General features: G+C 66.4%; 21 protein-coding genes and 1 pseudogene. 11 read left to right on the forward strand and 11 right to left on the reverse strand.

The annotated features are described in order from the left end of the window. Positions 1–22: 22 nt before the first annotated feature. Positions 23–532: a D-glycero-alpha-D-manno-heptose-1,7-bisphosphate 7-phosphatase gene (locus tag ABIB58_RS11705; RefSeq protein WP_265150536.1), complete on the reverse strand. Its 510-nt coding sequence runs from the start codon at positions 530–532 to the stop codon at positions 23–25. Beyond that, positions 529–1,605, reverse strand: coding sequence for an AGE family epimerase/isomerase (locus tag ABIB58_RS11710; RefSeq protein WP_354041057.1), 1,077 nt, complete (start codon positions 1,603–1,605; stop codon positions 529–531). Before ABIB58_RS11710 ends, ABIB58_RS11705 begins: the two co-directional genes overlap by 4 nt. A 175-nt stretch (positions 1,606–1,780) precedes the next feature. Here ABIB58_RS11710 and ABIB58_RS11715 point away from each other — a divergent pair, with 175 nt between their 5' ends. The 4 genes from ABIB58_RS11715 (at position 1,781) to ABIB58_RS11730 (ending at position 5,447) form a co-directional block, all read left to right on the forward strand. After that, on the forward strand, positions 1,781–2,944 hold the full coding sequence (locus ABIB58_RS11715) for a DegT/DnrJ/EryC1/StrS family aminotransferase (RefSeq protein ID WP_265150539.1): 1,164 nt from the start codon (positions 1,781–1,783) through the stop codon (positions 2,942–2,944). A gap of 4 nt (positions 2,945–2,948) precedes the next feature. Further along, complete coding sequence (locus ABIB58_RS11720; protein ID WP_265150540.1) at positions 2,949–3,881, forward strand: Gfo/Idh/MocA family protein; 933 nt, start codon at positions 2,949–2,951, stop codon at positions 3,879–3,881. Positions 3,882–3,928: 47 nt separating this feature from the next. Continuing rightward, positions 3,929–4,432 (forward strand): hypothetical protein, encoded by a 504-nt coding sequence (locus ABIB58_RS11725; protein WP_265150541.1) that lies wholly within the window; start codon positions 3,929–3,931, stop codon positions 4,430–4,432. A gap of 217 nt (positions 4,433–4,649) precedes the next feature. Then, positions 4,650–5,447 carry an exodeoxyribonuclease III gene (locus ABIB58_RS11730; RefSeq protein WP_265150543.1) on the forward strand — a complete coding sequence of 266 codons (798 nt, stop codon included), beginning with the start codon at positions 4,650–4,652 and terminating at the stop codon, positions 5,445–5,447. A 3-nt stretch (positions 5,448–5,450) separates the two neighbouring features. Here ABIB58_RS11730 and yczR read toward each other — a convergent pair whose 3' ends face one another. Next, positions 5,451–6,950 carry a MocR-like transcription factor YczR gene (yczR, locus tag ABIB58_RS11735; RefSeq protein WP_320442875.1) on the reverse strand — a complete coding sequence of 500 codons (1,500 nt, stop codon included), beginning with the start codon at positions 6,948–6,950 and terminating at the stop codon, positions 5,451–5,453. 11 nt (positions 6,951–6,961) lie between these two features. Here yczR and ABIB58_RS16415 point away from each other — a divergent pair. Continuing rightward, positions 6,962–7,117: pseudogene (locus ABIB58_RS16415) on the forward strand (DUF6198 family protein); the annotation flags it as partial. A gap of 139 nt (positions 7,118–7,256) precedes the next feature. Beyond that, a complete protein-coding gene (locus ABIB58_RS16420; protein WP_502909756.1) occupies positions 7,257–7,562 on the forward strand; it encodes a YczE/YyaS/YitT family protein in 306 nt (101 codons plus the stop codon). 4 nt (positions 7,563–7,566) lie between these two features. Here ABIB58_RS16420 and ABIB58_RS11750 read toward each other — a convergent pair whose 3' ends face one another. Then, positions 7,567–8,253, reverse strand: coding sequence for a response regulator transcription factor (locus ABIB58_RS11750; RefSeq protein WP_265150548.1), 687 nt, complete (start codon positions 8,251–8,253; stop codon positions 7,567–7,569). Positions 8,254–8,318: 65 nt separating this feature from the next. Then, a complete protein-coding gene (locus ABIB58_RS11755; protein ID WP_354041062.1) occupies positions 8,319–9,035 on the reverse strand; it encodes a YggS family pyridoxal phosphate-dependent enzyme in 717 nt (238 codons plus the stop codon). Here ABIB58_RS11755 and ABIB58_RS11760 point away from each other — a divergent pair. Next, positions 9,034–9,678, forward strand: a complete 645-nt coding sequence (locus ABIB58_RS11760) for a thiamine phosphate synthase (protein WP_265150551.1) — start codon at positions 9,034–9,036, stop codon at positions 9,676–9,678. The two genes, ABIB58_RS11755 and ABIB58_RS11760, sit on opposite strands and share 2 nt — an antisense overlap. A 10-nt stretch (positions 9,679–9,688) precedes the next feature. Here ABIB58_RS11760 and ABIB58_RS11765 read toward each other — a convergent pair whose 3' ends face one another. Beyond that, a complete protein-coding gene (locus ABIB58_RS11765; protein ID WP_242077602.1) occupies positions 9,689–10,093 on the reverse strand; it encodes an NtrZ family periplasmic regulatory protein in 405 nt (134 codons plus the stop codon). A 338-nt stretch (positions 10,094–10,431) separates the two neighbouring features. Between ABIB58_RS11765 and ABIB58_RS11770 the strand changes: the two genes are divergently transcribed. From ABIB58_RS11770 to holA, 4 genes are all read left to right on the forward strand, one after another. Next, positions 10,432–10,896: a DUF3576 domain-containing protein gene (locus ABIB58_RS11770; RefSeq protein ID WP_159847019.1), complete on the forward strand. Its 465-nt coding sequence runs from the start codon at positions 10,432–10,434 to the stop codon at positions 10,894–10,896. A gap of 174 nt (positions 10,897–11,070) precedes the next feature. After that, positions 11,071–13,650 carry a leucine--tRNA ligase gene (gene leuS / locus ABIB58_RS11775; RefSeq protein WP_265150554.1) on the forward strand — a complete coding sequence of 860 codons (2,580 nt, stop codon included), beginning with the start codon at positions 11,071–11,073 and terminating at the stop codon, positions 13,648–13,650. Then, a complete protein-coding gene (gene lptE / locus ABIB58_RS11780) occupies positions 13,650–14,129 on the forward strand; it encodes an LPS assembly lipoprotein LptE (protein WP_265150555.1) in 480 nt (159 codons plus the stop codon). The genes leuS and lptE overlap by 1 nt, the downstream gene beginning before the upstream one ends. Further along, positions 14,126–15,178, forward strand: a complete 1,053-nt coding sequence (gene holA, locus ABIB58_RS11785) for a DNA polymerase III subunit delta (RefSeq protein ID WP_265150556.1) — start codon at positions 14,126–14,128, stop codon at positions 15,176–15,178. Before lptE ends, holA begins: the two co-directional genes overlap by 4 nt. A gap of 2 nt (positions 15,179–15,180) precedes the next feature. On the opposite strand, the gene ABIB58_RS11790 is transcribed toward holA, so the two are convergent. From ABIB58_RS11790 to mnmG, 5 genes are read right to left on the reverse strand one after another with little or no spacing between them, the layout of a single operon-like run. Beyond that, positions 15,181–15,363 (reverse strand): hypothetical protein, encoded by a 183-nt coding sequence (locus tag ABIB58_RS11790; protein ID WP_055755069.1) that lies wholly within the window; start codon positions 15,361–15,363, stop codon positions 15,181–15,183. Between the two features lie 25 nt (positions 15,364–15,388). After that, a complete protein-coding gene (locus ABIB58_RS11795) occupies positions 15,389–16,279 on the reverse strand; it encodes a ParB/RepB/Spo0J family partition protein (RefSeq protein ID WP_265150558.1) in 891 nt (296 codons plus the stop codon). A gap of 24 nt (positions 16,280–16,303) precedes the next feature. After that, positions 16,304–17,122 carry a ParA family protein gene (locus tag ABIB58_RS11800; protein WP_039246649.1) on the reverse strand — a complete coding sequence of 273 codons (819 nt, stop codon included), beginning with the start codon at positions 17,120–17,122 and terminating at the stop codon, positions 16,304–16,306. Next, entirely contained in the window at positions 17,103–17,735 is a 633-nt protein-coding gene (gene rsmG / locus ABIB58_RS11805; protein ID WP_265150561.1) for a 16S rRNA (guanine(527)-N(7))-methyltransferase RsmG, read from the reverse strand. Before rsmG ends, ABIB58_RS11800 begins: the two co-directional genes overlap by 20 nt. Continuing rightward, entirely contained in the window at positions 17,735–19,615 is a 1,881-nt protein-coding gene (mnmG, locus tag ABIB58_RS11810) for a tRNA uridine-5-carboxymethylaminomethyl(34) synthesis enzyme MnmG (RefSeq protein WP_265150563.1), read from the reverse strand. Before mnmG ends, rsmG begins: the two co-directional genes overlap by 1 nt. Between the last annotated feature and the right edge of the window lie 63 nt (positions 19,616–19,678).

Below are 19,678 nucleotides of genomic sequence, written 5' to 3' on the forward strand. Positions count from 1 at the left end.
GACGCCCGCTTACCGCCCGGCGTCAGAGGCCCACCACATCGCGCACGAAGGCGTCCAGATCGCCGCCTTTGAAGAGGTAGCCCGCCACCCCGGCCCGCTCTCCGGCCTGCAGATCCCGCTTCTGATCGCCGATGATGAAGGACCGCGTCGGGTCCAGATCGTGCTCCGCGATGGCGCGCAGCAACATGCCCGGATTGGGTTTGCGATCAGGGTGGTCGGGATGGCGATAGCGCGCCTCGATCGCCTCGGGATGGAAGGGCGCGGAATAAACGGCGTCGATGATCGCGCCCTCCTCGGCCAGTCGCGCGACCAGCAGATCATTGAAGGCGTTCATCGTCTCTTCGCTGAACAGGCCTCGCGCCACGCCCGACTGGTTCGTCACGATCACGGTGCGATAACCGGCCTGGTTCATCCGCCGCACCGCCGCCGCAGCGCCGGGGATCAGCATCAGATGCTCCGGACGATGCGGATAACCGCTGTCCTCGATCAGCACCCCGTCCCGATCCAGAAAGGCGGCGGGCCGGCCGGTCATGCGTCGCTCCGGAGCAGTTCAGAAAAGGCGGTCATCAGGTGATAGAGGCTGGACGCCGGCGCCGCCGCGTCATGAGAGCGGCCTTGGGCGTCGTAGCTGTCCACCCAGAGGCCCGGCACAGTGGTGGCCAGATGCGTGTCGAACACGGCGGCGATCAGTGCCGAAACGCCCGCGTCGCCAAAACTCAACCCCGTGCGGATGGCCTCGGTCTGCGCCCACAGGCGCCGTCCGCCATCCAGCGCCTCTCCCGCCGGGCCGATCTCGCGGATGGCGAATCCGTCGCGATAACCCTGCGCTGTCGCTCGGCGATGCAGCGCCGTGGCCAGATCCGAGTCGTCCCCGGCTTGCTTCACCAGCCAGGCCCATTCTTCGAGGTGGCCCGGCTCGATCACATGACCCGTCGCCGGATCGGCGGACCAGTCCTCGGTGAAATATTCGCGGATCGCGCCGTCGATCAGGAAGTGCTGTTTGCACAGGTCCAGCGACATCCGCGCCGCCGCCTCGAACGCGGGATTGGGCGCGATCGCCTGCCAGGCCAGCATCGCCTCCAGCATATGCATGTGAGGATTTTGACGCCGCGGCAGGCGCGGCGGCAGGGCCTCCTCCCATCCTCCCCGCGAAGACGCCATCAACCGATCGATCGCGGCCAGCGTCTCAAGCGCCAGAGGCCGCGCTCGCGCATCATCCAGGACGCGGTGCGCCGCCGCGAGCGCGAACAGGACGAAGGCCAGGTCGTAAAGATCAGGCGTCTCATCGATTACCACGCCGTCGTCATCGGTCGCCGCGACCCAAAGGCCGTCCTCACATCGGCGGTCGGCTATCAGTTGATCCAGCCCGGCCTTGGCCAACGCACGACCCTGCGCCCATCCCAAGGCCGCCGCTTCGCAGAACACATAGACCTGACGCGCCTGAACCCGCGTGCGACGACGAAGGCCGGTCACCGGCCGACCGTCGAAAGCCAGTTGCTCGAAGAACCGCCCCTGCGCATCCACGCCCCGCTCGGCCCACAATGGCAGGGCTTGGTCGAACAGCCAGTTCGAGACCCTGGTCCGGGCGGCGGAAAGTGTCGTCATGGCGCTGGCTTAGGCCGCAAGCCGACGGGCGCCAAGGCCTGTGTGCGGTAGCAAAGGGCAACGCGATGTGACGCCGCGCGATTTGGCCCGCGCGCCCGATCTTGCTAGGACGACCCGACATTCGCGGCCCGCCTGTCCGGCCGCCGCCCCCGATCCCCCGTGGAGAGCGTCCCCCATGATCCCCTTCATCGACCTTCAGGCCCAGCGCCAGCGCCTTGGCGGCAAGATCGAGGCCGCCGTTCAGGAGGCCGTCGTCGGCGGCGCCTGGGTCATGGGTCCGCAGGTCCGTCAGTTCGAGGCAGACCTCGCCGCCTTCGGTCAGGCCAAACATGCCTTGGGCTGCGGCAACGGCACCGACGCCCTGATCCTGCCGTTGATCGCCTGGGGCGTCCGCACCGGCGACGCTGTCTTCTGCCCCAGCTTCACCTTCACGGCCACGGCCGAGGTCGTGCCGTGGCTGGGCGCCTCGCCCGTATTCGTGGACGTCGACGCCCACACCTACAATATGGACCCGGCCAAGCTTGAGACGGCCATCGAAGCGGTCAAGGCCGAAGGGCGCCTGACGCCCAAGGTGGTCATCGCCGTTGACCTGTTCGGCCAGCCCGCCGACTATCCTGCCATCCGCGCCATCTGCGACCGCCATGGCCTGAAGCTGATCTCGGATTCAGCGCAAGGCTTCGGCTGCACCCTGAACGGCGATCACCCGCTGAAGTGGGCCGATGTCACCACGACCAGCTTCTTCCCGGCCAAGCCCCTGGGCTGCTACGGCGACGGCGGTGCGGTGCTGACCGACGACGACGATCTGTCGCAGGAAATGGATTCCCTTCGCGTGCACGGCAAGGTCGTCGCCAAGGACCTGGAAGCCGGCGCCGCCGCCTTCGCCCACGACCCCAAGTATCTGGCCATGCGCATCGGCATGAACAGCCGGCTGGATACTATCCAGGCCGCCATCCTGATCGAGAAGCTGAAGGTCTTCGGTCAGGAGATCGAATGGCGCAACCGGATCGCCGCCCGCTACAACGAACGCCTCGCGCCCCATGTCGCGGCCGTGCCCCATGTCATCGACGGCGGGGTGTCTATCTGGGCGCAATACACGATCGAGCATGAGGATCGCGACGGTCTGGCCGCGCACCTGAAGGATCACGGCGTGCCCACCGCCGTCTATTATCCGGTGCCCATGCACATGCAGCCGGCCTATCAGCGCTTCCCGCAGGGCGCGGGCGGCCTGCCCGTCACCGAACGGCTGAGGAACCGGGTCCTCAGCCTGCCGATGCACGCCGATCTGGACGAGGCGACCCAGGACAAGGTCGTCGCCGCCGTCGCCAGCTACAAGGGCTAAGCCGATGCCGAACACCCCCGCCCTCAAGATCGGCGTCGCCGGCGTCGGCGTCATGGGCCGCAACCATGCACGCGTCGCCTCCGAGATGCGCGAGTTCGACCTGACCACCGTCTTCGATCCCGATGCGGTGACGGCCGAGGGCGTCGCCGCCGCCTATGGCGCATCGCCCGTCACGACCGCCCAGGCCTTCGTCGACGCCGGTCTGGACGCCGCCATCGTCGCCACGCCCAACCGATTCCACGCCGAGATCGGCGTCGCCCTGCTGGAAAAGGGCGTCCACGTCCTTGTCGAAAAGCCGATCGCCGCCAGCGTCCCCGACGCCCAGCGCATGATCGATGCGGCCAAAGCCAATGACCGCGTTCTGATGGTCGGTCAGGTCGAGCGCTTCAATCCCGCGGTCGAGACCGTCAAGCGCGCCGTCGCCGACGATGACATCATCTCGATCCAGGTCACTCGCGTCGGTCCCTTCCCGCCCCGCATGGGCGAGGTCGGCGTGGTCATCGACCTGGCGGTGCACGACATCGACATCATCCGCCACCTGACGGGCTCCGAGATCGTCGAGGTCCAGCCGCAACTGGCCCGAACGCGCGCCGATCGCGAGGACACGGCCTTGCTTCAGTTCCGCCTGGACAGCGGCGTGATCGCCCACATCACCACCAACTGGGTCACCCCCTACAAGACCCGCACGCTGCAGGTCGCGACCAAGACCAAATTCATCGTCGCCGATCTGATCACGCGCCAGGTCACCGAATATTTCGGCCAGCAGCCGGACGGCTCCTACTCGACCCGGATGCTGAACAGCTGGCCGGCCGAACCGCTGAAGAAGGAGCTGGAAGCCTTCGCGCACGCCATCACGACCGGCGAAACGCCAGCCGTCACCGGCGAAGACGGCCTGCGCAATCTCGAAGTCGCGCTGCGCTGCCTCGGCGAGCACTGATCGGATCAGGCCCCGTTCTCGCCGCAAAAACTGAGGAAGAGAAACGTATGCGCCGTATCACCGCCACCGCACTCGCCCTGATCGCCAGCGTTTCGGCGGCGGCGCCCGCCCATGCGGACACCCGCTACCTGGCCTATAATGCGTCGGACCGGATCACCCAGGCGCTGACCAAGGGCGTCACCTTGCAAGTGCGGCGCGGTCTGTTCGGCGCGGTGCAGGTGGAACGTCTGTTCTCCACCACCGCGCGCGGCACGGCCGGTTTCACGCGCGGCGGACCGGACGCCGCGCGACGCGTCATGCCTCAGGGCGCCGAGGAAAACGATATCTACGCCATCGATCAGGACGGCGACGGCCGCGGCCTGTCGCGCGCCCTGTGTCCCGGCGCCGACGAGGTCTGGCTGATCATGGGTCGCGTCCGTGCGCCGCGTCCCCTGACCATGCAGGCCGTGGGCCGTTGGTCGGACGGCGCCTACCGACACTGCGTGACGCTCAGCTACGACTGGCGCGGCGAATGGGCCACGGCGCCGCAGACGCAAACCCCGCGAGACTGATCCGCGTCCTGACTGTTTCATAATCAGCACGGACAAGAGGACAATTGTGACGATTTGACTTTTATAATCGTCAGTGACACTTTAGGCACACGAGCGGCGGCGGCCGTTCTACCGCCCTGGAATATCCCCCTCCCCGGCGGCGAGAGAGACGAACCTCCCAGAGCCCGGCCCGTCGCGGCCGGGCTTTTTTTACGCCGCGCGCCTGCTAGACGGGGGCATGACCCTTCGCCTCGCCACCTGGAACATCAACTCCGTCCGCCTGCGCATCGACCAGGTCGCCCGCTTCGTCGCCGAACGCGCGCCCGATGTCCTGATGCTGCAGGAGATCAAATGCACCACCGACCAGTTCCCGCGCGGCGCCTTCGAGGAGATGGGCATGCCCCACCTTCGCGTGGCGGGCCAAAAGGGCTGGCACGGCGTCGCCATCGCCAGCCGCCTGCCGCTTGAGGACAGCGACACCTTCCAGGTCTGCAAACTGGGTCACGCGCGCTGCGTCTCGGCCCGCGTGTCCGGCATCGACGTGCAGAACTTCTACATCCCGGCCGGCGGCGACGTTCCCGACCGGGCGCTGAATCCCAAGTTCGATCACAAGATGGATTTTTACGAGCAGCTGACCGCGATCGTGGCCAGGCAGGACAAGTCTCGCCCCCTGGTCATGGCCGGCGACTTCAATATCGCCCCGGGCGAAGGCGATGTCTGGAACCACCGCTACATGTCCAAGATCGTCAGCCACACGCCGATCGAGGTCGAGACCCTGAACCGGCTTCAGGAGACGGGCGGTTTCGCCGATGTGCTGCGCGACCGTTTCCCCGAGCCCCAGAAACTGGCCAGCTGGTGGAGCTATCGCGCCGCCGACTTCCGCAAATCGAATCGCGGCCTGCGCCTGGACCACATCTGGACGTCGCCCGGCCTGACCCCCGCCGTGGTCAAGGATACCGCCCGCATCCACGACGACGTCCGCGAATGGGATCGTCCCAGCGACCATGCGCCGGTCACGGTTGATCTGCACGTCTGATCCTCAATAGACGGCGACCGGCTTGACCGACGCCGGCGCCTTTCGCCCCCGGCCGACCTTTCTGGCGGCGCGCCCGAGCCGGACCACCGCCTCGTCCAGCTGATCTTCCGGCAAGGTGTAGGGCAGGCGCAGCCGGCGTTCGAAGGCGCCGTCGACGCCGAATCGCGGACCGGCGGCGAGGCGCAGACCTTCGGCCTCCGCCGCGATCGTGAGAGCGGAACTGATCGTCTCCGGCAGCCGCGCCCACAGGGACAGTCCCCCAGCCGGGCGCGGACAGACCCAGTCGGGCAGTTTTTCAGCGAGCCGCGCCCTCAGATGATCCCGCCGCGCGCGCAAAAGGGGCCGGCGCGCCGCCAGGGCCTTGCCGCCGTCGTTCAACAGTTCGACCGCCGCCAGCTGCTCCAGGATCGGAACGCCCAGATCGAAGCTGGCGCGACTTTGGGCCAAACGTTGGATCACCGCCCGGTCAGCGCGGATCCAGCCGATCCGCAATCCGCCCCAGACGCTTTTGGACATCGAACCCAGCCTGACCATCCGCGGCGCGTCGACGGCCGAGGCGCTGAGCGCCGGCGGTCCGCTCAAGGTCAGTTCGACCAAGGTCTCGTCCAGCACCAGCAGGGTCTCCGACCCCTTCAGCCCCGACAGCAACCGCGTCCGGTCCGCCGCGCGCATCATCCGCCCGGTCGGATTGTTGTGGTCCAGCACCAGATAGGCCATCGCCGCGTTGCTGCTTCGGCAGGCCGCAACCAGACCCTCGACATCCCAACCCTCCTCGCCCTCGCCGTCCGGCAAGGCGACGGGTACGGCGCGACCGCCCGCCGCCAGGATGGCGTCGATCGCCTGCGGATAGGTGGGATGGTCGAACACCACCGGGGCGCCGGGGCGCGTCGTCAGGCGCAGAAGATGCACGAGGCCGTTGTGCGCGCCGTGCGTGATCAGAATCTGCCCCGACGAGGTCGCCAGGCCGCGCCGCCGATAGCCGGCCGCCACCGCCTCACGCAGTTCCTCCAGCCCCGCCGTCTCATAACCGTGTCCCGGCAAGTTCGCCGGCAACCGCTCCAGCGCCCGCGCATAGGCCGCGTGCACATTCGGATCGGCCGGCAGGACGGCGGCGGTCATGTCGATCAGGCCGGCCTTGTCCGTTGGCGTCGTCTCATGACGTGGCGCCGGTCCGGTTGGCAAGCTGGTGCGCGCGGCGGCGCCCTGCCCGCCTGTCAGGAACCCGTCGTCCCGCAAGCGCCCGTAGGCGGCGGACACGGTCGTGCGGCTCAAGCCCAGCGCCTGGGCCAGTTCACGTTCGCCGGGCAACCGCGCCGCTAAGGGCAGTCGGCCATCCAGAATCAGAAGCCGTACTGCACCTGCCAGCTGCCGATAGGCTGCGCCAGTACCCGGCGACCGCCAGGCGCCGAGATGGCGCGTCAGGGAAACAAGACCGATCGATCGCGACAACATCACGCCAGAATGCCATAACTGGCCCTGTTTTCGATAGCCAGTATCAGGCATTTCGTCTGTTTATGACCCGTCGTCTGATCCAGCTGTTCATCGGCCTCGTCCTTTACGGCCTGTCCATCGCCCTGATCGTCCGCGCCGATCTTGGGCTCGATCCGTGGGACGTGCTGAACCAAGGCGTGTTCGAGCGCTTCGCGAAACCCGCCGGAGTCAGCTTCGGTCTGGTGGTCAATTTGATCGGTATGGCCGTGCTGCTGCTATGGATTCCCCTGCGCCAGAAGCCGGGGATCGGGACCGTCGCCAATGTGCTGATCATTCGGAACGATCGCCAATTTCGGCCTGGACTGGATCCCGTCCGACCTGGGCCTACCGCTCCGGGCCGGCCTGCTGATCGCCGGCATCGTCCTGAACGGCGTTGCCAGTGGCGCCTATATCGGCGCAGGCCTCGGCCCCGGCCCGCGCGACGGCCTGATGACCGGCATTGTCGCGCGCACAGGCTGGCCGGTGAAATGGGTGCGGACGGCCATCGAACTGACCGTTATCGCCGTCGGCTGGCTGTTGGGCGGCTCGGTCGGCTTGGGCACGGTGCTCTACGCCCTGACCATCGGCCCGCTGGTGCACATCTTCCTGCCGCTGTTCACGATCCGCCCAAAGACGGCCGACTGAGCCCTTAAGGCTGCAGCCGGTATCCGCCCGCATCGGTCAGCAACAGGCGGGCATAACCCGGCTCCGGCTCGATCTTCTGGCGCAGACGATAGATATGGGTTTCCAGCGTATGGGTCGTGACCCCGGCGTTGTAGCCCCAAACTTCTGTCAGCAGCTCTTCGCGCGACACCGGCTTGGCCCCGGCGCGATAGAGGTATTTCAGGATATTGGTTTCCTTCTCGGTCAACCGCACCTTCTTACCCTTGGCGTCCATCAGCACCTTGGCGGCGGGCCGGAACTCGTAGGGACCAATGGTGAAGACCGCGTTTTCCGACTGTTCATGGCTGCGCAGATGGGCGCGGATGCGCGCCAGCAGCACGGCGAACCGGAAGGGCTTGGTGACATAGTCGTTGGCCCCGGCGTCCAGGCCGAGGATGGCGTCGGCGTCCGCCGACTGCGCCGTCAGCATGATGACCGGGGTCGAAACCCCGTCCTTGCGCAACAGGCGACAGGCCTCGCGGCCATCCATATCGGGCAGATCGACGTCCAGCAGGATCAGGTCGGCGCGGATCTCGCGTCCCATCCGCACCCCGTCCGTGGCGGTCGCGGCCTGCTGGGTCTTGAATTCCTCATGCAGGTTCAGCTGCTCGGCCAAGGCCTCGCGCAGGTCGTCGTCGTCGTCGATGATCAGAATGGTCTTGGGCGTAGGCATGGGACAGACAATGGCGAGGCTTGGCCCCCGCGCCAAGGCTTGGGGGTGCGAATATTCATATAGGGTTACGAGCTAGAGGGCGTTTCGGGTCGATTTCGTTCCCCGAACAAGGCCGTCCCGACCCTGACGTGCGTCGCGCCGCATCGGATGGCAGTTTCATAATCGCCGCTCATGCCCATCGACAGGACCGACAAACCGTTTCGTTCGGAAATGCCCCGCAACATCTGAAAATGCGGCTCTGCGTCCTGATCCGCAGGAGGAATGCACATCAATCCCTCGACCGTCAGCCCATAGGTGTCGCGGGCAGCGGCGATCAGGGTGTCGGCGGCGTCGGGCAGGACCCCGGCCTTCTGGGGCTCCGCGCCGGTGTTGACCTGGACCAGGACGCGCGGCGATCGGCCGCGCTTTTCGCCCGCCTGCGCCAAGGCGCGCGCCAGTTTTTCACGGTCCAAGGTTTCGATCACATCGAACAGGGCGACTGCATCCTCGGCCTTGTTGGTCTGCAGGGGGCCGATCAGCCGCAGTTCCAGACCCGGCACTTCCCCGCGACGGTCAGTCCACCGGCCCTGGGCCTCCTGCACCCGGTTCTCGCCGAAGATCCGCTGACCCGTCGCCAGGATGGCGTCGATAGCCTCTGGGGCCTGAGTCTTGGAGACCGCGGTCAGGGTCACGTCCGCTGGATCCCGACCGGCCGCATGGCAGGCCGCGTCGATGCGCGCCCGCACCTCGGCGACCCTTTCGGCGATGGACGGGGCGGAAAAAGCGGAGGAAGAAGAGGTCATGATCCTGCCGGCCGGTTACAGCGACGATGCGCGCGCGCTCTGGAACGCCGCGACCGCTCTAAACCGCGCCGCCGCCGCTGTCAGCCCGGCCGCCGCAGCCTTGCCGCCGATGCTGTTCTTCACCGACCCCGATCGCACGCCCCGACCGTGGGAGACGGTGGCGCGCCTGCCTGCCGGTTCGGCGGTGGTCTATCGCGCCTTTGGCGCCTCCGATGCCGTCGAGACGGGATATCGACTTCGGGAAGAGACGGCCGATCGGGACGTGAAACTGCTGGTCGGGCTGGACCCCGATCTGGCCGAGGCGATCGACGCCGACGGGCTGCACCTGCCCGAACGTGTGGCGGACGAAGCGGCGCGCATTCGATCGAACCGACCAGGCTGGATTTTGACGGCGGCCTGGCACGGTCTATCCCCCCCGCCCGAAGACCTGAACGCGCTGATCCTGTCGCCGGTGTTTCCGGCGGGCGGCGCGTCCGCAGCTAAACCCGTCCTGGGCGTCGCGGCATTCGAGCAGAACGTGAAAGCCGCCCGCCTGCCGGTCTATGCGCTGGGCGGCGTCACGCCAGAGAACGCCGCAAAGCTCGCACACACAGGCGCCTGCGGCCTGGCGGCGGTAAATGCGATCCAGTCAGCGTTTCGCTGAACGGTCGAGATCAGAACTTGAAGATGGTTTCTAGACGGACGCGGGGCTGGGCCCGGCCGTTGGTTTCGGGCGCGCGGGCCGGATCGGCTTCCGGCGTGCTGACGGCGGCGGCGGCGCCCACACGCAGACGGTCGTTCAGCCGGTAATAAGCGCCGGCCTCGACATCACCCCAGTCGGTCTCGCGACCCACGGGCTGGTTCAGGTTGAAATCCAGACCCCAGCGGCCACGGTCGTTCAGGCGCAGACCGCGACGCTGCGGCGCCGGCGCGTTGCGCTGCGCCGCCTGGGCCTCCGAAAGGGAAACGGCGGACGTGCTTTGGGCGAGCGCCGACGTCGACGCGGCCATCGCCGTCGTCGCCATCATCACAGCCAGGAAACCACCGAACCGCATACCAAATCCTTCGAACCCCGCCATGAAGCGGCGTTTCAACCCTGAACCGACCTTATATGGTCGTGAGCCCCGCGATTAGACACCGGGTGTCTGCGCGGTCAACGCAATGAGCCGGCGATAACAAGGTTCCCGCGCATTGTTGTGGCGTATGTGTCTCAAGCGTCACGGGATTCGGGCGGATTCCGGCGAAATCTCACATGCCCTTCACAAAACACCGCGACGTGCGATGCCACGGGAACCGACTTCGCCTTGTCATCGCCCCTTTTCGCCGTGTTATAGAGCCTGGCAGTCGGCATTCCTCGTGCCGTGCGCGCGTGCGGGCGAGGGCTCTCACGTCCCTGAGTTTACGGAGACTTCTCTTGATGAGCCTCAACAAGGCCCTGGTTCGGAACGTCGCGGTCGTGCTGGTCTCGGGCGTGGCCCTGGGCGCGTCCCTGTCGGCCTGCTCGAGCATTCCCTTCGTCGGCGGCAAAAAGTCTGCGCCCAAGACGAACGTGCAACAGGGCATCGGCGTCAACGCCTTCCTGTGGCGCGCCTCGCTCGACACCCTCAGCTTCATGCCGCTGCTGACCGCCGATCCGTGGGGCGGCGTCATCAACTATGATTGGTACATCAACCCCCAGACGCCGAACGAGCGCTTCAAGGCGACCGTCTTCATCCTGGACACCCGTTTGCGCGCCGACGCGCTGAACGTCACGGTGACCAAGGAAGTGAAGGGCGCCGATGGTCAGTGGACCGCCGCCCCGGTCGCCGCCCAGACCGAGGCCGATCTGGAAAACGCCATCCTGACCAAGGCGCGCCAGCTGAATCTGTCGAACGCCCGCTAACGCGGGCGCTCGCATTATTTTGGCGCTACCGCCTTTCGGCTGCTTGAGCGCCGACTGGTTTAGTTTCGTCGGACCTGCTGGGAACGCCGAAACGGATTACTTCTTGGGCGCTGTCGTCCTTCGGGCTAGTTGAGCCGGGAGGGCGTCAGCGCCCTTTCGACTTTCAGGACGACCGTGGCCCGTTACGAACCCAAGACCGCCGAACCCCGCCAGCAGGCCCGATGGGCCGAGGCTTCCGCCTTCGTCACGAAGGACACCGGTCGGCCGAAATACTATGTGCTGGAGATGTTCCCCTATCCGTCGGGCAACATCCACATGGGTCACGCCCGCAACTATGTGATGGGCGACGTGGTGGCGCGGTCCAAGCGCGCGCAGGGGTACGACGTTCTGCATCCGATGGGCTGGGACGCCTTCGGCATGCCGGCCGAAAACGCGGCCATGGAGCGCGGCATCCACCCGAAAGGCTGGACCTACTCCAACATAGCCAACATGCGCGAGCAGCTGAAGCTGCTGGGCTTGTCGCTGGACTGGTCGCGTGAGTTCGCCACCTGCGACCCGGAATACTACGGAAAGCAGCAGGCCTGGTTCCTGGAGCTGTATCGGCGCGGTCTAGTCTATCGCAAGGATGCGGTGGTCAACTGGGATCCGGTCGACAACACCGTCCTGGCCAACGAACAGGTGATCGATGGACGCGGCTGGCGCTCGGGCGCCTTGGTCGAGAAGCGCAAGCTGAACCAGTGGTTCCTGCGCATCACCGACTATGCTGACGACCTGATCGACGGTCTGAAGACCCTGGACCGCTGGCCCGAAAAGGTCCGGCTGATGCAGGAGAACTGGATCGGCAAGTCCAAGGGCGCGACCCTGTGGTGGGACATCGCCGAGGCGCCGGACTTCCTGCCCGCCTCCCCCGAGGGCGAGCCCAACCACGCTCGCGATCCGATCGAGGTCTACACCACCCGCCCCGACACCCTGTTCGGCGCCAGCTTCCTGGCCCTGGCGCCCGACCATCCCCTGACCAAGGCCATCGCCGAACATCGGCCGGACGTGGCGGACTTCATCAAGGCCTGTGCTCAGACCGGCACCAGCGAAGCCGAGATCGAAAAGGCCGAGAAGCTGGGCGTGGATCTGGGCGTTCGCGTCCGCCATCCCTTCGATCCGGACAAGACCCTGCCCGTCTGGGCCGCCAACTTCGTGCTGTCGACCTATGGTTCGGGCGCCATCTTCGGCTGCCCGGCCCACGACCAGCGCGACCTGGACTTCGCCCGCAAATACGATCTGCCGGTGACGCCTGTGGTCAAACCCGACGACGCCGACACGGTCGAGATCGGAACCGAGGCCTATGTCGGCCCCGGCCGCATCTTCAACTCCGACTTCCTGAACGGCATGGACGTCGAGGCCGCCAAGGCCGCCGCGATCGCCAAGGTCGAGGCCGCCGGCCAGGGCCGCGCCGAGACCATCTATCGCCTGCGCGACTGGGGCGTTTCACGCCAGCGGTATTGGGGTTGCCCGATTCCGATCATCCACTGCCCATCCTGCGGCGTCGTCGAGGTTCCTGCCGATCAGTTGCCGGTCGTCCTGCCTGATGATGTGACCTTCGACGTGCCCGGCAACCCGTTGGCGCGTCACGCGACCTGGAAGCACGTCAAATGCCCTTCGTGCGGCGCGGAGGCGACGCGCGAGACCGACACGCTCGACACCTTCGTCGATTCCAGCTGGTATTTCGCTCGGTTCACCGATCCGACGGCCGAGGCGCCGATCGACAAGGCCGCCGCCGACCGCTGGCTGGCCGTGGATCAATATATCGGCGGGGTCGAGCACGCGGTCCTGCACCTGCTGTACGCTCGCTTCATCACCCGCGCCCTGTCTGACGCCGGCATGCTGTCGGTGAAGGAGCCGTTCGCCGGCCTGTTCACGCAAGGCATGGTGGTTCACGAGACCTATCGCCGCGCCGACGGCGCCTGGGTCGAGCCGACTGACGTGGAGCTCAAGAACGACAACGGCGTGCGTTCCGCCCGCCAGCTTTCGACCGGCGAGACCCTGGTCATCGGCGACATCGAAAAGATGTCCAAGTCCAAGAAGAACGTCGTCGCTCCGGCCGAAATCCTGGAAAGCCACGGCGTGGACGCAGGCCGCCTGTTCGTCCTGTCCGACAGCCCGCCCGAGCGGGACGTGCAGTGGACCCCTGGCGGCGTCGAGGGCGCCAGCCGGTTTGTCCAGCGCGCCTGGACCCTGTTCGACACCTATGACGCCGGCTTCGCGGGCGAGGACAAGGCCAACGCCGAGCTGCTGCGCGAAACGCACAAGGCCATCAAGGCCGTGTCCGAAGGGGTGGAAGGCTTCCGCTTCAACTCGGCCATAGCCAAGCTCTATGCCTTCGTCGCCACCATCCGCGACAATGCCCAGGCCGGCGGCGACGCCAGGCGTCAGGCTCTGTCGGCGCTGGCCCGCCTGATCGCCCCCTTCACCCCACATCTGGCCGAAGAAGCCTGGACGCGGCTGGGTGAGGACGGGATGGTTCTGGACGCGCCGTGGCCCGTGTGGGACGCTGCGCTCGCGGCCGACGACGAGGTGGTCCTGCCCATCCAGATCAACGGCAAGCGTCGCGCGGAAATCCGCGTGCCGCGCGGCATGGAGCCGTCCGAGGTCGAAGCGCTGGTCCTGGCCGACGAAACGGTCAAGGCGCGGCTGGAGGGTCTGAGCGTGAAGAAGATCGTCGTGGTCAAGGACCGCATCGTCAATCTGGTGGCCGGCTGATGCGTATCGCGATGGCTCTCGCGGTTCTCGCGTCTCTGGCGGTTTCCGCCTGCGGCTTCACGCCCATGTATGCCGAGCCGGCCGTGGGTTCATCCCTGCGCCGGATCGCCGTTACGACCCAGGATGACCGTCTGGGCTATCGCCTGCGCGAGCAGCTGGAAGACGTCCTCGCCTGGGATCGCGGCGCGACGCCGCTGTATCGTCTGACGACAGAGGTCCAGCAGAACCGCCGCTCGCTGGGTCGCCGCATCGACGACACCGCCACCCGCTATGAACTGACGGTCAAGGCGACCTGGACGTTGACCCCGGCCGCCGGGGGAACGCCCGTCAGTGGCACGGAAACGGTCACCACGACCTACGCCACCGCCGACCAGCCCTATGCCGCCATCGCCGCCCAGCAGGACGGAGAGGAGCGCGCCGCGGCCGAACTGGCTCGCCTGATCCGACTGGATCTCATGCAGGCGCTGTCGAACCCGTGATCCTGGCCAAACGCCCTGAGATCGATCGCTTCCTGAAGGCGCCCGATCCGGCGATCCGGGCGGCGGTGATCCACGGCAAGGACCGGTCGGGCGTCGCCGAGCGGGCCGAAGTGTTGTGCAAGACGGTCACGCCCGACCTGAACGACCCCTTCAACGTCACCGTCCTGACCGACAGCGACATCGATGGCGATGAAACGAAGCTGGAAGAGGCGCTGACGGCCATGTCCCTGATGGGCGGCCGTCGTCTGGTGCGCATCCGTCTGTCGGCGCTGAAGCCGGGCGTGGACAAGGCTGTCGCCGCCGCGCTGAAAATCCACGCCGATGGCGGCTACAATCCCGACGCCATGATGGTGGTCGAGGCCGACCAGCTGGGCCGCGAATCCGCGCTCAGAAAGGCGGCCGAGAAGGAAAACGGCGCGGTCGGCATCGTCTGCTATGAGGATGAGACCGGCGATGTCGCCCGCATGGTCCGAGAGGCCTTGGCCGCCGACAAGGTCGGCCTGACCTCCGACGCTCTGGACCGTTTCGTCGCGCGCCTTCCGCGCGAGCGGGGCTTGATGCGGCAGGAGATCGAGCGCCTGGCCCTGTTCATCGGCCCCGGCTCCGGCAAGACGCTGGATATGGACGCGCTGGAGCATCATCTCGGCGTCGAGCCGGACGCCTCCCTGTCGGATGCGGCGCTTCAGGCTTTCGGCGCGCGGCCGGGTCCGGCGCAAGCGGGGCTCAGGCGCGCCTTCGCCGAGGGCGAATCGTCGGTGCTCGCCGTTCGCTCCGCCGCCATCCATCTCGGAAAGTTACGCCGGATCAACATCTTGCAGGCCAATGGCGCGAACGCCAAGGAGGCCGCCAAGGCCGCCGGCGTCTTCTGGAAACAGGAGGCGGAAATGTTGCGTCAGGCGCGGTCCTGGCGGCTCGAAGCCCTGGACGAGGTCTTGGACAGCATCAACACGGCCGACATCGCCACCAAGACGACCGGAATGCCGGACCAACTGATCGCCGAACGCCTGCTGCTGGAAATCGCAGGTCGCGCCAGACGGCTGGGGCTGTAGCCCTAGCCGCGCTTTGACGCCTTGCGGAAGGCGGGCTGGGCCATGGCGACATTGCGCGCCGACACAGCCTTCTCTTCGGCCTTGGCGCCCGGTTGGGCGTTGAACCCATGACCCGCCTTGGCCTTCTTGGCGGCGAGCGCCTGTTTCAGCTTGTCGGCGGCGGTGGGTGTCGTGTCTTCAGTCATATCGACACCCTAGCACAGTCCTCGCTCAACCGCGCATCAAACGGCGGCACAGGTCGTCGAGCTGCTCCAGCGAGCCGTAGCCGATCGTCAGTTCGCCCTTTCCGCCCTTGTCCGACAACTGCACCTTCAAGCCCAGCGCATCGGCCAGGTCCTGCTGCAAGGCGGCGACATCGGCCGCCCCCTCCCCGCCTGCGGCCGCCGGCGCCGATTTGGCCTTCGTCGGCTTCGGCCCCTCGACCGCACGGCGCGCTAGGGCCTCGGTCTCACGGACGCTCAGACCATCCACGAAGGCGATGTCCGCCAACTGACCCGGATCGGGCGTATTGATCAGCGCGCGGGCGTGACCCGCGGACAGCTTGCCTTCGCGCACATAGAACAGCACCCGCTCAGGCAGTTGCAGCAGGCGCATAGTGTTGGCCACATGACTGCGGCTCTTGCCGACCACGCCCGCAACGGCATCCTGCGTCCGTCCAAAGCGCTCCATCAAAACGCGGTAGGCTTCGGCCTCTTCCAGAGGGTTCAGATCCGCGCGCTGGACGTTCTCGACGATGGCGACTTCGAACACCTCGACGTCGTCCATCTCGTGGACCACGATCGGCACTTGGGTCAGGCGCGCCGCCTGCGACGCGCGCCAGCGGCGTTCGCCGGCAATGATCTGCCAGACGCCGTCCTCGCCCGGTTGAGTCCGCACTAGGATCGGCTGCAGCACTCCCTTGTCGCGGATCGAGGCGGTCAGTTCCTCCAGATCCTCCTGGCGGAAGGTCTTGCGCGGTTGGTCGGGGTTCGGCTTCAGGCTTTCGATCGGTACGCGTTGCACGCCGGCGGGCACGGGCGCGTCGGATGCGACCGGCGCTTCGGCGTCCTGTCCCATCAACGCCGACAGGCCGCGGCCCAGACCTCTTTGTCGTTCAGCCAAGATACTGTTCCGTTCTATTAAAACTCAGGCGGCCAGCTTCAGGCGCTGGCGTTCGCGCTTCACCACTTCCTTGGCCAGCCGCAGATAGGCCTGGCTGCCGGCGCACTTCAGGTCATAGATCAGCGCCGGCTTGCCGAACGACGGCGCCTCGGCGACGCGGACGTTCCGCGGGATCACGCTCTCATAGACCTTGTCGCCGAAGTGGGCGCGGACGTCGTTCGCCACCTGTCCCGACAGGGCGCTGCGACGATCGAACATCGTCAGGACCAGGCCCTGGATTTCCAGCGATGGGTTGAGGCTGTGCTTGACCATATCGATGGTGCGCATCAGCTGGCTCAGGCCTTCCAAGGCGAAGAACTCGCACTGCAGCGGCACCAGCACCGCATCCGCCGCCGCCATCGCATTCAGCGTCAGCAGGTTCAGCGACGGCGGGCAGTCGATCAGCACATAGTCATACGCGGTAGGGCCATCGTCGTGGGCGCGCAGGGCGTCGCGCAGCCGGTAGGATCGGCGATCCGCCTGGCTAAGCTCGATCTCAACGCCCGACATATCGGCGTCGGCCGGGACGATCCACAAACCCGGCACAGTCGTCTGCACCGAGGCATCGGCGATGGAGCGCTGATCCACGACGACATCATAGATCGTGACACGCCGTGTTTCACGTGGAACACCCAGGCCCGTCGAGGCATTGCCCTGCGGGTCCATATCCACGATCAGCACACGCTCGCCGATGGCGGCCAAGGCGGTGCCGAGGTTGATCGCCGTCGTCGTCTTGCCGACCCCGCCCTTCTGGTTGGAAACAGCGAGGACGCGGGCGGGCTTTCTAGCGCGTTGAGCGGGCACGGCGGAGGCTCCGGATTGTCACGATGCGGCCGCGCACGTCGCTTTGCGACGGGGCCAGTTCAGCCTCGAAATGCCAGGATTTCCGCGCTTCGATCAACTCGGATCCGGCACGTTCCCCCTTCAGGAACAGACCTTGTGCACCCCTTTGGAAGTAGGGCTGTGCATAACCCAGCAGTTTGTCCATCGGGGCCACAGCGCGGGCGGTGACGATGTCACACGTCACGGACTGCGCCTCCGCCCGGCCGACGATGACCGTCGCCGGCAAGGACAGCACATTCACCATCTCCTGAAGAAATCGGCAGCGCTTTGCCAGGCTGTCGATCAGCCAGACATGCGCCCCCTCCCGCCCCTTCAGCATGATGGAAAGAACCAGTCCGGGAAAGCCGGCCCCTGCCCCCAGATCCGCCCAGGTCTTCGCTTCCGGGGCCAGATCGAGCAGTTGCGCACTGTCCCAGACATGGCGGTTCCAGAAGTCCGGCAGACTATCCGGCCCCACCAGATTCATCACCGCATTGGTCTCGACCAACCGCAGTCGAAAGGCCTCAAGGTCGGCGATCTGTTCCGCAGATGCACTGGCACGTGCGCGGAACGACTGTTGTTCTGCCTCCAACATCAGGCCGCGACCGACGCCTTGGGCGCGCGCTTCACGTAGGCCAAGAGCGCCGTCAAAGCGCCAGGCGTCATGCCCTCGATCCGTCCGGCCTGACCCAAGGTGCGCGGTTGGACGCGCGCCAGCTTTTCCTTCACCTCGTTCGACAGACCGCCGACGGCGCCGTAGTCGAGATCGGTCGGCAGCATCAGACCCTCCTCCGCCTTCAGCGCATCCGCATCCTGCGACTGTCGATCCAGATAGTTGGCGTATGCAGCGTCGATTTGAACCTGCTCGCGAACGTCGTCGGTCCAATCGGCGATGACGGGCACTGCCGAAACGAACTTATCCAAAGACACATCGGGGAAGGCCAACAGTTCGCGCATCGAGCGCCGACGACCATCAGCATTGACCGAAATGCCGAGCGCACCGGCCTCGTTGGGCGTGAATAGCGTTTCACGTGAAACAGCGCTCGCTGCCGCAAGCGCCGAAGCTTTGGCTTCAAAACGAGTGCGCCGCTCATCGCTGACGATGCCCAGCTTGATCGCAAGCGGTGTGAGCCGAAGGTCGGCGTTGTCGGCTCGCAGCGTCAGCCGATATTCCGCCCGGCTGGTGAACATTCGATAAGGTTCGGTGACACCGCGCGTCACCAGATCGTCGATCATGACGCCGATATAGGCCTGATCACGCCCCAGGATCACCGGCTCCTGCCCGGCCGCCGACCGCGCGGCGTTTAGCCCCGCCATCAGCCCCTGAGCCGCAGCCTCCTCATAACCGGTCGTGCCGTTGATCTGTCCGGCCAAATACAGCCCCGGGCGCTTCTTGACCTCCAGCGCCGCTGTCAGTTCGCGCGGATCGACATAGTCGTATTCTATGGCGTAGCCGTATCGGAAGACCTCAACCGCTTCCAGGCCGGGAATGGTGCGCAGGAAGGCGAGTTGCGTCGGCTCCGATACCGAGGTCGAAATTCCATTCGGATAAACCGTCGGATCGTCCAAGCCTTCCGGCTCCAGGAAGATCTGATGGCTGGTCTTGTCGGCGAACCGAACGACCTTGTCCTCGATCGACGGACAATACCGCGGCCCCCGTCCCGACAGCTTGCCGCCATAGACGGCGCTCTCACCGAGATTCTCTGCGATGATCCGGTGAGTCTCTTCCGTCGTGTGGGTCACGCCGCAGGCGATCTGGGGCACGTCGATCCGGTCGGTCAGGAAGGAAAAGGCTGACGGCGCCTCGTCCGCCTGCTGCATTTCCAGACGGTCCCAGACGATCGTCCGGCCGTCCAGGCGTGCGGGCGTGCCCGTCTTCAAACGTCCCATCATCAGGCCGGCGGCGTGAAGATCGGCGGCCAGACCCGTCGAGGGCTCCTCGCCATGCCGCCCCGCCGGGATGCGTTCGTCGCCGCGATGGATGACCCCGTTCAGGAAGGTGCCGGTCGTCAAGACGACCGCCCCTGCGCGAACTGTCTCTCCGTCGCCGGTCACGACGCCGACGACCCGCTCACCTTCAAGGATAAGTCGCTCGGCCGTCCCCGCCATCAGGGTCAGGTTGGGTGTGCCGTTCAGTTCGGCCTGCATGGCCTCGCGGTAGAGGCGGCGGTCGATCTGGCTGCGCGGGCCCCGAACTGCGGCCCCTTTGGATCGGTTCAGAAGGCGGAATTGGATGCCGGACACATCGGCCAGCCGCCCCATGACGCCGTCCATGGCGTCGATCTCGCGAACCAGATGGCCCTTCCCCAGCCCTCCGATGGCCGGGTTGCACGACATCTCGCCAATCGTATCCAGCTTCTGGGTCAGCAGAACCGTGTTGGCGCCGGCGCGCGCAGAAGCCGCCGCCGCTTCACAGCCGGCATGGCCGCCGCCGATAACGACGACGTCGAACACGAAATCAAAGGGAGAATTCATCGCCGCCACATAAGCCAAAACGCGTGTGATCGCCAGAGGTGGGCCAATCGGATCGGCTCGCGA

The sequence above is a fragment of the Brevundimonas sp. UYEF29 genome, from assembly GCF_040546195.1.
Taxonomy (GTDB): domain Bacteria; phylum Pseudomonadota; class Alphaproteobacteria; order Caulobacterales; family Caulobacteraceae; genus Brevundimonas; species Brevundimonas huaxiensis.

Bases quoted from the DNA above. Each gene is read 5' to 3' on its own strand.
- ABIB58_RS11705 (WP_265150536.1), bottom strand. From the start codon at position 532: ATGACCGGCCGGCCCGCCGCCTTTCTGGATCGGGACGGGGTGCTGATC.
- ABIB58_RS11710 (WP_354041057.1), bottom strand. From the start codon at position 1,605: ATGACGACACTTTCCGCCGCCCGGACCAGGGTCTCGAACTGGCTGTTC.
- ABIB58_RS11715 (WP_265150539.1), top strand. From the start codon at position 1,781: ATGATCCCCTTCATCGACCTTCAGGCCCAGCGCCAGCGCCTTGGCGGC.
- ABIB58_RS11720 (WP_265150540.1), top strand. From the start codon at position 2,949: ATGCCGAACACCCCCGCCCTCAAGATCGGCGTCGCCGGCGTCGGCGTC.
- ABIB58_RS11725 (WP_265150541.1), top strand. From the start codon at position 3,929: ATGCGCCGTATCACCGCCACCGCACTCGCCCTGATCGCCAGCGTTTCG.
- ABIB58_RS11730 (WP_265150543.1), top strand. From the start codon at position 4,650: ATGACCCTTCGCCTCGCCACCTGGAACATCAACTCCGTCCGCCTGCGC.
- yczR (WP_320442875.1), bottom strand. From the start codon at position 6,950: ATGCCTGATACTGGCTATCGAAAACAGGGCCAGTTATGGCATTCTGGC.
- ABIB58_RS11750 (WP_265150548.1), bottom strand. From the start codon at position 8,253: ATGCCTACGCCCAAGACCATTCTGATCATCGACGACGACGACGACCTG.
- ABIB58_RS11760 (WP_265150551.1), top strand. From the start codon at position 9,034: ATGATCCTGCCGGCCGGTTACAGCGACGATGCGCGCGCGCTCTGGAAC.
- ABIB58_RS11755 (WP_354041062.1), bottom strand. From the start codon at position 9,035: ATGACCTCTTCTTCCTCCGCTTTTTCCGCCCCGTCCATCGCCGAAAGG.
- ABIB58_RS11765 (WP_242077602.1), bottom strand. From the start codon at position 10,093: ATGGCGGGGTTCGAAGGATTTGGTATGCGGTTCGGTGGTTTCCTGGCT.
- ABIB58_RS11770 (WP_159847019.1), top strand. From the start codon at position 10,432: ATGAGCCTCAACAAGGCCCTGGTTCGGAACGTCGCGGTCGTGCTGGTC.
- lptE (WP_265150555.1), top strand. From the start codon at position 13,650: ATGCGTATCGCGATGGCTCTCGCGGTTCTCGCGTCTCTGGCGGTTTCC.
- ABIB58_RS11790 (WP_055755069.1), bottom strand. From the start codon at position 15,363: ATGACTGAAGACACGACACCCACCGCCGCCGACAAGCTGAAACAGGCG.
- rsmG (WP_265150561.1), bottom strand. From the start codon at position 17,735: ATGTTGGAGGCAGAACAACAGTCGTTCCGCGCACGTGCCAGTGCATCT.
- mnmG (WP_265150563.1), bottom strand. From the start codon at position 19,615: ATGAATTCTCCCTTTGATTTCGTGTTCGACGTCGTCGTTATCGGCGGC.